Origin of the sequence: Paenisporosarcina sp. NPDC076907, assembly GCF_050269735.1 — a bacterium.
GTDB lineage: Bacteria > Bacillota > Bacilli > Bacillales_A > Planococcaceae > Paenisporosarcina.
In genome coordinates this window covers 542,209-556,628 of the sequence record NZ_JBNNIX010000001.1, presented here as the reverse complement: position 1 = coordinate 556,628, position 14,420 = coordinate 542,209, and the positions used below count along the sequence as shown (strand labels likewise).

Below are 14,420 nucleotides of genomic sequence, written 5' to 3'. Positions count from 1 at the left end.
TCTTAATATGTGACTACACTAATCTCTTTAAACGTGTTTAAATCATAACTCTTTGTTTCTTTTATTGAGATAGTATAAAGAGTTTCTCCGGCATACACCATCCGTTGAACGAGCTCATCCCAATTCTCATATTGTTGCTTGGCTGGTTTGATCATGTTGGCCACTTGTTGAATTCCTTCTTCAGCCGTTATTTCATACATCATCGCACCCTCGCCTGCATATTGACCATAGCCTTCTTTATTAGTGCCTTGATACAACGTCACCGGAAAACCATATAACCCTTTGTCGCGGTGTTGAAACAAAGCTTTATGGTCGTATTGCAATGGGCTGTAGGTTCCCTGACCTCCTATTATTTCTACGTCTTTTTCTTTTGGATTAGCAAAATCAGTGACATCAAACAATGAAATTTTCATACCGCCTGTAATGATTCTCGGTTGACTCCCATTTTCACCTGGAATCGATTTTGTATCATAACCAAAACCGATTAGATGATTTTCATCCAACGGGTGCAAGTAATTGCTGAAACCAGGAATTTTCAACTCCCCTAACACTTTTGGGGCCGATGGGTTGGAGACATCCATCACAAACAGCGGGTCTGTTTCTTTGAACGTCACCATGTACGCTTTGTCTCCCATAAATCGGGCTGAATATATTCGCTCGCCTTTCGCAAGTCCTTCGATTGAACCTACTTGTTTCATACCGGCATCCAAAATAAAGAGATTATTTTCCGAAAGTTCTTCCGTATCCCAAGCAAATCCTTTCGTCGTAACGACGCGGAAATAACCTTCATGTTCATCCATAGAGAACTGATTGAGTAGCATGCCCGTCACTTCTCCAGACGAAACAAACTCAACGTCACTGCCATCCAATTTGAATTTAAAAATTTCTGTATTCGTTTCACGCGGATTCCAAATCATATCTACTGCTGAATTATTTTCATCTTTAGATGATGGCATGTAGATTGGGGCTGTTAAATACAAAGCATCTTTAGACATATACATCGCATTACTGCCGCCTAAATATCCTTTCGTTATTACTTGCGATTGTTCTGGATTTGTAAGATTCATAGCTGTAATGACGCTATATGTCCCTTCCATCGTACCCGGCAATATGGACAAATCAGAAAGCGGCATTGGAGAAGTCTTTTCTTTTTGGGCACTATCAAAAGTGTAAGGCCGTAATTCCACATCGTTGCCTTCTTCCAACATCCAGAAGTTCGGCATCACATTGGTCACGAAATACAACATGTCGCCTGTTTTTCTCGCACCGTTCAAGTATCCTTCCGCTCCGATTTCTCGAACCAATTTTGGATTTTTAGGGTTTTTTACATCGTAGAATCGTACATTTGTGGAACTGTTAAAAGGCATCATCATTTTACTTGAGACTTCACTTGAAGTTTTCTCATTGTCATAAGGGACATGCCGCTCTCCAAGTACAATCAACGTATTTTCATGTAAGAATAATTGTGTAGGATAAAACTCTGATTCATATGATAATTCGGCGATTTTCTTCATGTTTGCAGGATTTTGAATATCCGTTACAATGACACGACCATTTAAAAGAGAGTAAATAAACTTCCCGTCTGTCTTCACCATATCTGATTCATCGACGCCTTCGACTTGGTTGTTCGTTTCCGAGTGTTCCACTTCTCCTCCGCTGCTCGAAGGAGCGGACTTCGCGCTTGAATCCATTGCGCTCTCTGCTGCCCCTTCCTCAGGAAACGCATACATGTTGTCACGTTGCTTATTTATCTTTACGAAGTACGCTTTCAATTCTTGTTCTGATTTTACAGATTGCAAATCTTTGTGAACAGTAAATGATAATTTTCTGGTCGACATGGATTTAAAAAATCCACCTTGTATAGCTTCCCTTTTGATATACAGTGTATACGAGCCAGGTTTGAGTTCATTTACTTCAATCGATTTGCCGTTTTGTGCTAACTGAAGATGCGCCTTGGTTTTCTTCCCTTGTTGATCGACTAAATAAATGGTTCCATCTTTGATTGCCGTTGCTTTTAATGGCTCTGAAAAGTTCGCTTTCCATCCTTGTTCAGACAACGCAATCGAAGAAGCACTTACCGTCACTTTATCAATAAAAAACGCAAACGACAGAACCAACGCGGCAACAATAGTAGCCAGCAGAAGCCATACACTTCTTTTTTTCATAAAAACCTCTCCTTTTTAATGCTAGTTATTTCATTAGACCGATAACATGGAATTTCGTTTCATTTATTTCAAAAAATAATTAATTGATTTAGAATTTTTTAATACCTAGATAACGAGTCTTAAAATTTGGATAAGGTAGGTACTGGACGGAACAAACAATAATGAGCAAGTTATTGAAAACTCTTACACGTTTCTCGAACACAATCATGGAACGGTACTTACCGGACCCATACATATTCGTTGCAATTTTAACTTTACTTGTCTTCTTAATGGGTATTGGATTAACCGACTCAAGCCCACTGGACATGGTGGTTTATTGGGGAGATGGCTTCTGGGGATTACTTGCATTCACGATGCAAATGGTTGTCGTATTAGTGGCTCGTCACGTATTAGCTAGTAGTCCAGTCTTTATAAAATTGTTAAGCACGATGGCTCGTGGAGCAAAATCTCCAGGTTCTGAAATTCTGCTTGTCAGTTTTGTTTCGCTGATTGCATGTTGGATTAACTGGGGCTTCGGTTTGGTAATAGGCGCATTGTTCGCAAAAGAATTTGCACCTCGGGTGGTTTCAGGAAGAACCACACGCCAAAAGATGATTTACTACGTGAACGTCTATTATTCCTACGTCAACGCCGATAATTCCTACGTCAACGTCAATTTTTCCTACGTGAACGTCTATTTTTACAACCAAGAGTCTGGTTTCCCCTCTCAGCCCCAATTAACAACATAAAAAGTAGAAACGAGCCGCACTTTCTTGCCAAATTTTCATATTTGGCAGGTTGTTTCCAAAGCAAAGGTGTCTATTCTTTCGCAAAAATTGAGTTATAAGCATTAATTACACAAAACATCAAATCAAGATTTACCGAATGTAATATCCGCTTGATTGTGGTTTTGAATAAATGTTGTAAGTACCCATCTTGCTATTGGTCCGACAATTAGTAACTGTTCATCAGATGGATTATTTAAGAAAACCAATATATAAAAAAACTCAGAGCATGGAAACTCTGAGTTTTTTAGAAACCGAATCAATGCTTAAATTAGTTTCCCTTCTTTTATAAATCACGCCTTCACGCCTCATGTTTGAACCAATCAGCCATTAATTCTTCCAAACGTTCTTCAAGTGATTTCTTTTTCACCAACAAATTCTCGTATTCCTGCCAATCCGCTTCTGCTTCAATAAGTGCAGTGAGCGTTGCTAATTCTTCTTCGACATCGGCGATTTCCTTTTCAAATGAACGAGGTTTTCCCTCACGTTCGCGTACCATTTTGACTCGTTCTTCCTTGTGGACAGGAGTTTCTGGTCCTAGCGTTTGCTCCCTTTCCGCCCACTTCGAACGTGCCCATTCATACGCTCCTTCGAAAGTTATGAAAGTGCCCTGGTCCAGCCAAGCGGTCCGAGGAAACAGTTTGTTGAGAAAGTAGCGATCGTGGGATACGGCCACAATGGTTCCCTGGAAATCTTCAAGCGCTTCTTCGAGCACTTCTCTCGAATCGATATCCAAATGGTTTGTCGGTTCATCGAGCATTAATAAATTGATGTCTTGATGCATGAGCTGCGCAAGACGCAAACGCATACGCTCGCCTCCACTTAAATCGCCTACCCGTTTGAACACATCCGGTCCATAAAACATGAATTTCGCCAGAATGTGGCGGGCTTCACCTTCAAAGACATTAACCTCGGCACGGAATACATCAATTAGTCGCGCTTTTGGATTGGCAATTTCGAAATGCTGGGACAAGAATCCTACTCTTACATTACTGCCTAGGCGTGCGATACCAGCATCGACGTCCAGTTCTCCTCGCAAAAGTTTCAGGATGGTAGATTTGCCGGTTCCGTTTCGACCGACGATTGCCACTCGTTCTTTCCACCTGACATTGAAGTCCGCACCAGAAAGCAATACTTTGTCGCCAAAAGCTTTGTTCACTTGTTCCATGACCACTACTTCCTTGCCGCTACGAGGAGCTGCTTCAAATGATAAGGTCATTTTTTTCGGATCGATTAACGGCTTGCGAACTTTTTCCATGCGTTCCAAAGCACGTTCCATATTGCGGGCACGTCGGTGCAGAGCTGCATTAGGTGGTACTGCTTCGTTTGCCCATAGTTTCAACCGCTTGATGGCTTCGCGCATTTTTTTAATCTTTTTCTGCTGTTCCTCGTATTCCTGGAACTCCCGAATGATGCGTTCTTCTTTTTGAATGGCAAACGATGAGTAGTTGCCGTGGTACAATATCAATTCGCCTTCTTCAAGATCAGCCACTTTCGTGACAACCTGATCCAGGAAATAGCGGTCATGCGAAATGATAACGACCGTTCCTTCATAATCAACCAAATACTGTTCAAGCCATTCAACAGCAAACAAATCCAAATGATTTGTCGGTTCATCAAGCAACAGTAAATCTGGTTTCGTCAACAGCAACTGACCGAGCATGATTTTCGTTTGTTCTCCGCCACTCAAAGAAGGGAAAGGACGGTTAACGAAGTTATCTAATTGAAGACCTTGAATGACTTTATCAATTTCAGACTCATAGGAGTATCCGTCACGCAGCGTGAATTGTTCCTGAATATTTCCATATTGACGAAGCAGCCTTTCCATCTCATCACCCGATGCGCTGGCCATTTTCGTTTCAAGGTCTGTCATTTGTGTCTGCATCTTAAGCAGTTCTTCAAATGCCATCGTCAATACATCGAGGCCCGTTACTTCCTCTGAATACGAAGGAATCTGGGCCAAGTAGCCGATTCGTGTTCCTTTTCTGAAATGAATGCTCCCTGAATCCGGGCTTTCAATACCTGCTAATAATTTAAAAAGTGTTGTTTTACCTGTTCCGTTACGTCCGACAACGGCTAATTTATCACCAGTCTTAACAGCCAATGATAATTCCTCAAAAATGATGTTTCCGCCTAACATTTTACTGATTTCCTGTATTGTACATATCATGATTTTTCGCTTCCTTTCGATTTCAACTGGAAGCCATTCGTTCTTAGATCTATTTTTGCGTACAAAAAAAGACTGCCTGAAAAGCAAGCAGTCTTTTCTCTTAAAAATTGGAGAAGAAAGAATGTCTTATCAGCTGTGATGTGCATGTAATTTTCTAAAAGTGGACAGACCTGTCCCGTTGTTAGAAATTTCATGAGTAATCGCACATGATGTGGATAAAAATTCCAGTATAAAACCACGTGCATTCACAGCGTTTTTCATTCTTTCTTCACCTCCGTTCATTCATGTTGAGAATATTCTATCATATTCACTTATCGATTTCAAATGGCCATTTCGGCAGCATTTTCGATAATTTTTTATCTTCACGATATCCAAGCACATACTCAGCTTGCATAATTGTATGGATCTCACGTGTTCCTTCGTAAATGACTGGAGCTTTTGAGTTACGCAAGTATCTAGCGACCGGGTATTCATCCGAGTATCCGTAGGCACCATGAATTTGTACAGCATCATCTGCGGCTTGGTTGGCAAAATCACATGCCTGCCATTTCGCTAAAGAAGTTTCTCGCGTATTGCGCACCCCTTTATTTTTCAGCTCACCAACTCGGTACACGAGGAGACGACTCATTTGAAGTCCCGCTTCCATTTTCGCGACCATTTGTTGGACCAATTGATGTTTGCCGATTGGCTTACCAAATGTTTCGCGCTCATTACAATATTTCACACTTGCTTCAATACAAGCCATGATTAATCCTGCAGCACCTGCAGCAACAGTAAATCGTCCGTTATCCAAAGCAGACATGGCGATTTTAAATCCTTCGCCTTCTTCCCCTATACGGTTTGCGGCTGGAACTCGAATATCATCGAAGAAAATTTCTCCGGTATTCCCGGCACGAATGCCATACTTGCCTTTAATCGCTTTCGAACTGAAGCCCTCCATCGTACGTTCCACGATAAAAGCACTGATGCCGTGGTGTTTCTTGAATTTATCCGTATAGGCAAAAACGATGAAATGGTCTGCTTTATCACAAAGGGAAATCCACGTTTTTTGGCCTTTTAAAATGTAATCATCCCCGTCGCGTGTTGCGGTTGTAACCATTGCGGCAACATCCGAACCAGCACCAGGTTCCGTCAGACCGAAAGCTCCGATTTTTTCACCTTTTGCTTGAGGCACCAAATATTTTTGCTTTTGTTCTTCGGAACCCCACTGCATTAACGTCATGGAGTTCAATCCGATATGCACGGAGACAGCTGTTCGAAAAGCCGTATCTCCCCGTTCCAACTCTTCGCAAACGATCGCTAAAGAATTGTAGTCCATGCCACTTCCACCATAGGCTTCAGGTACACAAACGCCCATGAAACCTAATTCAGCTAACCGTTTCCATACCTTTTGATCAAAGCCACCCGTTGCATCCCACTCTGCGATATGGGGGATAATTTCAGCATCCACATATTGGCGGACTGTTTTACGCAGTAATTGTTGTTCTTCCGAGAATTCGAAGTTCATGATGAATGCCTCCTGTTATACGTTACCAACCGAAGTTGATTGTTGAATGGATTCTTGAATTTGGACGCCACGTTTCTTTAATTCATTAATGTAGGTATCGCCCGGCACTATTTGTTCAGGTGCGTAAACACCGCGTTTTGTAATTTCGCCATTCCCAATCATTTGGGCAACGATTGAAATGGTGTTTGCCGTTGCACGTGCCATTGCCGTAACTTGATCTGTCATATCTTTTTTCGTTACGAGTTCGTAGGAATAGGTAGCCAGTTGACCATCTTTATTTCCAGACACAATGACACGCAGCAGGACGGCATCTTGTTTGTCTCCCAGTAATAGGCCTGGCGTCAAAGCAGCTTTCAGCACTTCACGCGTGCTGATTGTTTTTCCATCTACTTCAACCGTTGTTTCTTTTTTGGTTAAGCCGAGATCGACAAGCACTTTGAATTTTTCAGCATGTCCCGGGTAACGAATCGTTTTATACTCGAGTGTTTCCACATTCGGAAACGTTTTTGTCAATGTCGATGTTCCACCCGATGTATGGAACGCTTCCAGTTCACCGAATTCATCAAAATGAATCGGCTCAATTTCCGACAATGATGGCACTTCAAGCAATTCACCATTCCGTACGACATGGGATGTATCCGTATAGTGATCCATCACCCCGTCCAATGAAAAGACAATGTTGTATTTCAATGGACCTTCCGGATCGACTGGAATCCCACCTACATACAATTTGATTGATGTTACTTCATCCAATTTGCTTGCACCGTAACCTGATAAAATGTTGATCATGCCCGGAGCTACCCCTAGGTCCGGAATCAGCGTAATACCTTTCGCTCGTGCTTCATCAGCCAATTCGAGAACAGAATCCGTTGCGCCGCCGATGTGTCCGCCTAAATCCACTGAATGTACGCCAACTTCAACGGCCGTGCGTGCTACTTTTTCGTTAAACGTGTAGAACAAGGCATTAATAACAACATCACCTTTGCTCATGACGTCTTTCAGTTGCGCATCATCATTGGCATCCAAACGGACTGCTTCTATTTTATCTGATTGAATTTTCTCTTTAAACGCCTTTACTTGCTCCACTTGTACGTCAGCCAAAAACACTTTCTCGACGTTTTCGCTTTTGACCAAATCACGTGCCGCTTCTTTTCCCATTAATCCCGCACCTAATACAACAACCTTCATTTTTACATCCCCTTTGTAAAACATTATCTCTGCATGTATATGTGAGGCTTACAATGATTGATTCAAAACTGCTTAGTTATCGATTTGAGCCCGTTGCAATTTACCGCTGAAGTCGACATAGATGCTCTTCCATTCTGTATATACATCAAGCGCTGCAACGCCGGAGTCACGATGTCCATTACCCGTTCCTTTTGTCCCGCCGAATGGCAAATGAATTTCGGCACCTGTTGTGCCTGCATTGACATACACAATGCCTGTATCCAAATCGCGCTGCGCCTTGAAGACCGTGTTCACATCACGTGAGAAAATACTGCTGGATAGACCGAAGGACACGCTGTTATTCACTTCGATTGCTTCATCTAAACTCGACACTTCAATCAGAGAAACGACAGGACCAAATATTTCTTCCTGCGCAATGCGGCTGTCTCTATCAACATTTGTGAATAGAGTCGGAGCGTAGTAGTTGCCGTTTGCCAATTCGCCTTCAGCAAGTATCTCTCCTCCTGCAAGCAAAGTAGCGCCTTCTTCTTTACCAATCTGGACATAGTTATGGATTTTTTCAAGCGCTTTTTTGTTGATGACTGGACCGATTTTCACGGATTCGTCCATACCGTCACCGATTGGTAAGCCTTTCATCGCTTCTTGCAAACGCGTTTCCAGTTCTTCTTTCACATCTTTATGCACAATGACGCGACTGCATGCGGTACAACGTTGACCGGCTGTTCCGAAAGCACTCCACAAAATCCCTTCAACCGCCAATCCAAGGTCGGCGTCGTCCATGACGATGACTGCATTTTTCCCGCCCATTTCAAGCGACACTTTTTTCAAATGACGACCGCCACGTTCAGCTACCGAACGACCTGTCTCAGTTGACCCTGTAAATGAAATAACTTTCACGTCCGGATGTTCGATCATTGCCGTTCCAACGTCTGCCCCGGAACCGAATACAATGTTCGCAACGCCTGCAGGAAGTCCTGCTTCTTCAAATACTTTCGCCATTTCATAAGCCATCATTGGGGTTTCCGTTGCTGGCTTCCATAAGAACGTGTTACCTGCAACAATCGCAGGGAATGATTTCCACGTTGCGATGGCAACAGGGAAGTTCCAAGGAGTAATGAGTCCGACCACACCGATTGGAGCACGTACGCTCATCGCAAACTTGTCTGCCAGTTCCGATGGCGTCGTTTCCCCGAATAATCGACGACCTTCACCCGCCATATAGAACGCCATATCAATTCCTTCTTGCACTTCACCGCGGCCCTCTTCAATGACTTTGCCCATTTCTTTCGTCAGCACTTGAGCAAGATGCTCTTTCTTTTCTTTCATAATACGGCCTATTTCATATAAATAATCTGCCCGTTTCGGTGCAGGGACTAGCGCCCATTTCTTCTGCGCTTCCTTTGCAGCTGCAACAGCCATATCCACATCATTTTTAGTTGATAATCGAACTTGCGCTAACTCTTCTCCATTTGCAGGGTTCGTTACAGGAACGTACTTTGCATCTCCCGCTTCCTGCCACTTTCCACCGATGTAATTGTTCAATTGCATGTACCTTACCCCTTTCGATTTGAGAACGCTTTCACTTTACTTATTCGACACGTGGTCATTTAAACCTTTTCATTTTCAGAAAAAACGGAATGTTTCTAAATACAGACGTTCTATGAAACTTTTAGTTGCGAGAAGCGTATGAATGAGTAGAATTTAAATTTTGGAGGAATGTATGCCATGAATAACCACGAAATCGATTACAAATTACACGGTGACGATATGCAGTTTGTAGAAGTAGAACTTGATCCTAGAGAAACAGTCGTTGCAGAAGCAGGCAGTTTGATGATGATGGAAGACGGCATCTCGATGGAAACAATCTTCGGTGATGGCTCGAATGGCTCAGCGACAAGCGGATTTATGGGCAAACTAATGGGTGCAGGAAAACGAATGCTTACAGGAGAAAGTTTATTCATGACGACTTTCACAAATAACGGATCTGGTAAAAAACATGTGTATTTCGCATCTCCATATCCAGGTAAAATCATTCCGATGGATTTGAGTGAAATGGGTGGAAAAATTATCTGTCAAAAAGATGCGTTTCTGGCTGCTGCCAAAGGTGTATCGGTAGGCATTGAATTCCAACGCAAAATTGGGGCTGGTTTCTTCGGTGGTGAAGGGTTCATCATGCAAAAACTTGAAGGTGATGGCCTTGCATTCGTCCATGCTGGAGGTACTATTCATAAGAAACACTTACAACCAGGTGAAGTGTTGCGTGTGGATACAGGGTGTTTAGTCGCCATGACCAAGGAAGTGGATTACAATATCGAAATGGTCCCAGGCGTGAAAACAGCATTATTCGGTGGAGAAGGATTGTTCTTCGCTACACTGCGTGGTCCAGGTACGGTATGGATTCAATCGTTACCTTTCAGTCGTCTCGCAAGTCGCGTGTTTGCAGCAGCTCCGCAAACTCCGGGCGGCGGGTCAAAAGGTGAAGGCAGCTTGGCTGGCGGTCTGTTTGATTTATTAGGCGGAAAATAATTAAGATGATTACAGTGTGCCTTTAATGGTGCACTGTTTTTTTGTGGTTTGAGGTTTTTGTAGTGTTTATTCCCGTAGATTTTGATTTGTTCCTTTACTAAAACCTTTTATTCCCTTTCAGACTAGGTTTATTCCTTTTCGCGCACCGTTTATTCCTTCTCAAACAAGAGTTATTCCCTTTTAAAAAATGCCTGATGCACATACGCACCAGGCACTCATCTATTCTATGAAACTGTCATTTTCCCTTTCATTCGCCACAAGAAATAAAGTACAGGTAAAATGAGCAACGCTGAGGAAGTAATCCCCCCTATTATGGACGTATACAAGGCAAGCATACCGACCAGTGGTCCACCGGCGATTTGTCCAAACGCATCAAGCTGACCGAACATAGAAAGGGTTGTCGCACGACCTTTGGATTCGATCCGCTCATTTGTGATTATGCTCATCAACGGATAATTTACATTTCTCAATGCACTTGTCACCCAATACATGGCGACAGCCACCCAAAAATGACCTGTCCAGGCGAAAGCAATCATGGTTGCCATTAAAATGGTGTTAGTGTTCATTAATACTTGTGCGTAACGACCTTTGACGTGTCGCTCGACGAAACGAAGCGCCACGATGTTCAGTAAAAATGCTACCGCATAAAACGTGCCGAACCAATAAACGGATTCACTTTCAGACAACTGGTAGTCCACAATGAAATGGGCACCGTACAACCGATCGAACCCTTCACTAGCGAGCCCCCAGAACAGAGTAACCATTGCAATACTGACCAACACGGTGTTACCACGTATTTGAGAAACGCCTGCTTTGATTGATGTCATCATATGGGCTATACCCGAGATACCTTTTTCACGCGTAACTTTAACAAACTTCGTTTCCGGGAGTTTAATGAATGCCCAGACTGCAAGCATAATGAGCATAATTCCTGCAATGATAATCGCAGTTTGTACGGACCAAATCGCTGCGATGGCCACGCTGGTCAAAATGGCTGCAAAACGCGCCAACGATGAAAACTGAGAGCCACGCAAGAATGTCTTTTCTAAATTCTTTGCGTCCAATTCATCGGCAATCCATGCTTGTTCAGCTCCACTAATGAATGTCCAGCCAATCCCCCACATCGCGGAAGCCACCGCAATCGCCCAAAACTCAGGCGTACTGCCTTCCAATACATGCGCCAGCCCTAGGACGAGTGTACCGAAAGCGAGTGACTTCTTCCGGCCGTAATGATCCGCAAATAAGCCCGTAGGCATTTCAAATAGTAAGACGGACACTTCCATGATGGTTCCAATGAGTACGAGTTGCAAAGCATTCAATTCCGCTTGCGTTACGTAATAAATGGCGTTTAATGTGAACACCATTTGTATGAAAAATGATCTTGAACTTGTTACAGTGTAATAAAAATTTTGTATACTCAATTCTAATTTCCTCCGATTATCTGATTTTGGTTAAAATCAAATCGGAGTTCACATTCTATGCCAACATGCCCTCCAATTTGATTGATGAAGCAAGTGTTGCTTTTGACATGGCAATCTCTCCCTTTCTTAAACTTTATTCATTATAATTTCTATTCAGACTATTGTCATGGTTTTCTTTTGGTTAGTAGCGGAGGGGAATTTAATTGGAGTTGCCGCTTATTTAATTGGGGTGTTGCGCTCCATTTAATTGGGGTAACCACTCTCCCCCTTCTATTTGTAATCCCTAAACTAAAATCCTCTTGTTGCCAATTCTTCAATGACTCGTCATACTATCACTAATTATGTGAAAAGAGTGAGAGCTTTGAAGAATCGATCTTTGCAATCCAAAATATTCATTTATGGAGCCTTATTTGTCACAGCTATTTCCCTTCTAATTGGGGCTTCCTTCTACTTCACCATGTCCAATAGTATCGAACAACAAATAGGCAACCGAGCCCTTAATATCGCAGAGACTACTGCGAGCCGACCAGATGTAATTGCTGGGTTTGAACATACAAATCCTTCCGAAGTGTTACAACCAATCGCTGAAAACGTTCGCAGACTTTCTGGTGCAGAATATGTGGTCATTGGTAACAACGAAGGAATTCGTTATGCGCATCCGATAACTGAGCGCATTGGGCAAAAAATGGTTGGAGATGATAATGAACGGGCTCTGATTAATGGAGAATCCTATATTTCCGAAGCTACAGGGACACTAGGACCGGCTTTGCGTGGGAAAACGCCAGTAAAAAATGCGCAAGGAGAAATTGTTGGTATTATTTCTGTAGGTTTTTTGAAAGATGACATCTCCCATACTTTTTTTGAATATGTGGATTCGATTGTGACCATCGTCTTGATCGCTATTATTCTAGGGATCATTGGCTCGTCGTTTTTGGCCAGAAGTATAAAAAAAGTGTTATTCAACTTGGAACCAACTGAAATCGCTCATTTATTTACGGAGCGCAACACACTCATCGAATCTGTTCGTGAAGGAATCATTATGGTAGATCAGAATGGACAAATTTCCATGATGAACCCTGCAGCCTACGACACGCTATCCTTGCCGGAAGGTGTGTCATTGATTGGACGCCACATTGAAGAAGTTTTACCGAACACTCTTCTTCCTCAAGTACTACAAAGTGGGGAAAAACAATTTGACCGACACATGGAAATCCGCGGTAAAAAAGCGATTGTTAATCGCATGCCCATTATGGTCGGAAATGATATCGTTGGCGCTGTCTCCAGTTTTCGATTGCAATCGGATTTTGATCAGATTACGACTGAACTCTCACAAGTGAAGCAATATACAGAAGCACTTCGTGCACAAACGCATGAATATCAGAATTTCCTCTATACAATTAGTGGGCTCATTCAACTGAACTCACTGGATGAAGCACTTCACCTGATTCATGACGAAACGCAGGAGCATCAATCTCTTATCCAATTCGTCACGAGAAGGTTACAAGACCCCTACCTAGGCGGACTTGTGATTGGGTTATTCAATCGTGCCCGAGAATTAAAAGTTCAATTTATTTTGGATGAAGATAGCAACTTAAAAAACTTACCTAAGCATTTGGAAAAGAGTCTTTTTGTTTCGATCATAGGAAATCTTGTGATGAATGCATTCGAAGCCGTTGAACATTTGCCCGAATCAGATAGAGTTGTACGATTGTTTATCCTGGATAATGGGCTGGAAATATTGCTTGAAGTTGAGGACTCAGGTGACGGACTTCGTTCTGATATACAGGAGCATATTTTCAAATCTCGCGTTTCCACGAAGACTGGACCCGATCGAGGTTACGGGCTAGTGAAAGTTTCCGAGAATATTAGAGATTTAAATGGCGTTGCGTCAATTGAAAATGGGGATTTAGATGGAGCACTTTTCGTCATCTCCATTCCTAAAGGAGGTTATTCTACATGACTGAAAGTATCGAAGTCTTAATTATAGAAGATGACACTCGAATCGCCGATATACACCGTCGGTTCATTGACAAAATCGAGGGATTTGTTGTTGTAGGTTCGGCTCATACGGGGGCTGAGGCAAAAGATTGGGTTTGTGCAATGAAACCGAATTTAATCTTATTGGATGTCTATTTACCCGACATGATGGGAACAGAACTAATGCCATTCATTCAAACGGAAAGCCCGGAAACGGACATCATCTTCATTACCGCTGCTTCTGAAGTGAGTGTGGTGAAACAAGCTTTCCGTGGAGGTGTTATTGACTACATATTAAAACCGTTGACGTTCGATCGTTTTCAAGAAAGTTTACTGGCTTACCAGGAAAAAAGAAAAACACTGGCAAGCACAGGAAACCTGCAAGAGGAATCCATTCAAATGTTGTGGCACCCTAGTAAGTCATCACAAGTAGCCGAAAGTATCATGACGCCTAAAGGGATTGACCCTATCACAATGGAAAAGGTCGTGCTGCACTTAACAAAACAATCTCATGGCATCACAGCCGAGAAACTCGGAGTCGCAAGCGGGCTCAGCAGATCGACTGCACGAAGGTATCTAGAGTTTCTTGTCTCTGAAAGCCAAGCGACTGCGGAACTCATTTATGGAACAATCGGACGTCCCGAACGCAGGTATTTCCCAAAGTCCCCATGAACTTTATGAACAAAATGAAGGAAAAGACCT

10 protein-coding genes and 1 pseudogene are annotated in these 14,420 nt (G+C 42.7%); 4 read left to right on the top strand and 7 right to left on the bottom strand.

Translation table 11 applies throughout. The annotated features are described in order from the left end of the window. Positions 1-2: 2 nt before the first annotated feature. Positions 3-2,165 carry a beta-propeller domain-containing protein gene (locus ACQKEV_RS02790; RefSeq protein WP_427443148.1) on the bottom strand — a complete coding sequence of 721 codons (2,163 nt, stop codon included), beginning with the start codon at positions 2,163-2,165 and terminating at the stop codon, positions 3-5. A gap of 173 nt (positions 2,166-2,338) precedes the next feature. On the opposite strand from ACQKEV_RS02790, the pseudogene ACQKEV_RS02785 reads away from it, so the two are divergent. Continuing rightward, positions 2,339-2,728 (top strand): annotated as a pseudogene (locus ACQKEV_RS02785) (TIGR00366 family protein); the annotation flags it as partial. A gap of 502 nt (positions 2,729-3,230) precedes the next feature. On the opposite strand, the gene abc-f reads toward ACQKEV_RS02785, so the two are convergent. From abc-f to ACQKEV_RS02760, 5 genes are all read right to left on the bottom strand, one after another. Further along, positions 3,231-5,099: a ribosomal protection-like ABC-F family protein gene (gene abc-f / locus ACQKEV_RS02780; protein WP_427443146.1), complete on the bottom strand. Its 1,869-nt coding sequence runs from the start codon at positions 5,097-5,099 to the stop codon at positions 3,231-3,233. Positions 5,100-5,228: 129 nt separating this feature from the next. After that, entirely contained in the window at positions 5,229-5,360 is a 132-nt protein-coding gene (locus tag ACQKEV_RS02775; protein ID WP_427443145.1) for an RAxF-45 family protein, read from the bottom strand. Positions 5,361-5,406: 46 nt separating this feature from the next. Continuing rightward, on the bottom strand, positions 5,407-6,606 hold the full coding sequence (locus ACQKEV_RS02770; protein WP_427443144.1) for an acyl-CoA dehydrogenase family protein: 1,200 nt from the start codon (positions 6,604-6,606) through the stop codon (positions 5,407-5,409). A 15-nt stretch (positions 6,607-6,621) separates the two neighbouring features. Then, positions 6,622-7,794, bottom strand: a complete 1,173-nt coding sequence (locus ACQKEV_RS02765) for a saccharopine dehydrogenase family protein (RefSeq protein WP_427443143.1) — start codon at positions 7,792-7,794, stop codon at positions 6,622-6,624. Positions 7,795-7,866: 72 nt separating this feature from the next. Next, a complete protein-coding gene (locus tag ACQKEV_RS02760) occupies positions 7,867-9,342 on the bottom strand; it encodes an aldehyde dehydrogenase family protein (RefSeq protein ID WP_427443141.1) in 1,476 nt (491 codons plus the stop codon). Positions 9,343-9,519: 177 nt separating this feature from the next. Between ACQKEV_RS02760 and ACQKEV_RS02755 the strand changes: the two genes are divergently transcribed. Next, a complete protein-coding gene (locus ACQKEV_RS02755) occupies positions 9,520-10,320 on the top strand; it encodes a TIGR00266 family protein (RefSeq protein ID WP_427443139.1) in 801 nt (266 codons plus the stop codon). A gap of 224 nt (positions 10,321-10,544) precedes the next feature. Here ACQKEV_RS02755 and ACQKEV_RS02750 read toward each other — a convergent pair whose 3' ends face one another. Then, positions 10,545-11,741 carry an MFS transporter gene (locus tag ACQKEV_RS02750; RefSeq protein ID WP_427443137.1) on the bottom strand — a complete coding sequence of 399 codons (1,197 nt, stop codon included), beginning with the start codon at positions 11,739-11,741 and terminating at the stop codon, positions 10,545-10,547. A gap of 316 nt (positions 11,742-12,057) precedes the next feature. Between ACQKEV_RS02750 and ACQKEV_RS02745 the strand changes: the two genes are divergently transcribed. Both ACQKEV_RS02745 and ACQKEV_RS02740 read left to right on the top strand, forming a co-directional pair. Next, positions 12,058-13,701, top strand: coding sequence for an ATP-binding protein (locus ACQKEV_RS02745; protein ID WP_427443135.1), 1,644 nt, complete (start codon positions 12,058-12,060; stop codon positions 13,699-13,701). Next, the gene (locus ACQKEV_RS02740; RefSeq protein ID WP_427443133.1) at positions 13,698-14,390 is read left to right on the top strand and encodes a response regulator; all 693 of its coding nucleotides are present in this window, start codon (positions 13,698-13,700) and stop codon (positions 14,388-14,390) included. The genes ACQKEV_RS02745 and ACQKEV_RS02740 overlap by 4 nt, the downstream gene beginning before the upstream one ends. Positions 14,391-14,420: the final 30 nt, after the last annotated feature.

Bases quoted from the DNA above. Each gene is read 5' to 3' on its own strand.
- ACQKEV_RS02745 (WP_427443135.1), top strand. From the start codon at position 12,058: ATGACTCGTCATACTATCACTAATTATGTGAAAAGAGTGAGAGCTTTG.
- ACQKEV_RS02790 (WP_427443148.1), bottom strand. From the start codon at position 2,165: ATGAAAAAAAGAAGTGTATGGCTTCTGCTGGCTACTATTGTTGCCGCG.
- ACQKEV_RS02775 (WP_427443145.1), bottom strand. From the start codon at position 5,360: ATGAAAAACGCTGTGAATGCACGTGGTTTTATACTGGAATTTTTATCC.
- ACQKEV_RS02770 (WP_427443144.1), bottom strand. From the start codon at position 6,606: ATGAACTTCGAATTCTCGGAAGAACAACAATTACTGCGTAAAACAGTC.
- ACQKEV_RS02740 (WP_427443133.1), top strand. From the start codon at position 13,698: ATGACTGAAAGTATCGAAGTCTTAATTATAGAAGATGACACTCGAATC.
- ACQKEV_RS02760 (WP_427443141.1), bottom strand. From the start codon at position 9,342: ATGCAATTGAACAATTACATCGGTGGAAAGTGGCAGGAAGCGGGAGAT.
- ACQKEV_RS02755 (WP_427443139.1), top strand. From the start codon at position 9,520: ATGAATAACCACGAAATCGATTACAAATTACACGGTGACGATATGCAG.
- abc-f (WP_427443146.1), bottom strand. From the start codon at position 5,099: ATGATATGTACAATACAGGAAATCAGTAAAATGTTAGGCGGAAACATC.
- ACQKEV_RS02765 (WP_427443143.1), bottom strand. From the start codon at position 7,794: ATGAAGGTTGTTGTATTAGGTGCGGGATTAATGGGAAAAGAAGCGGCA.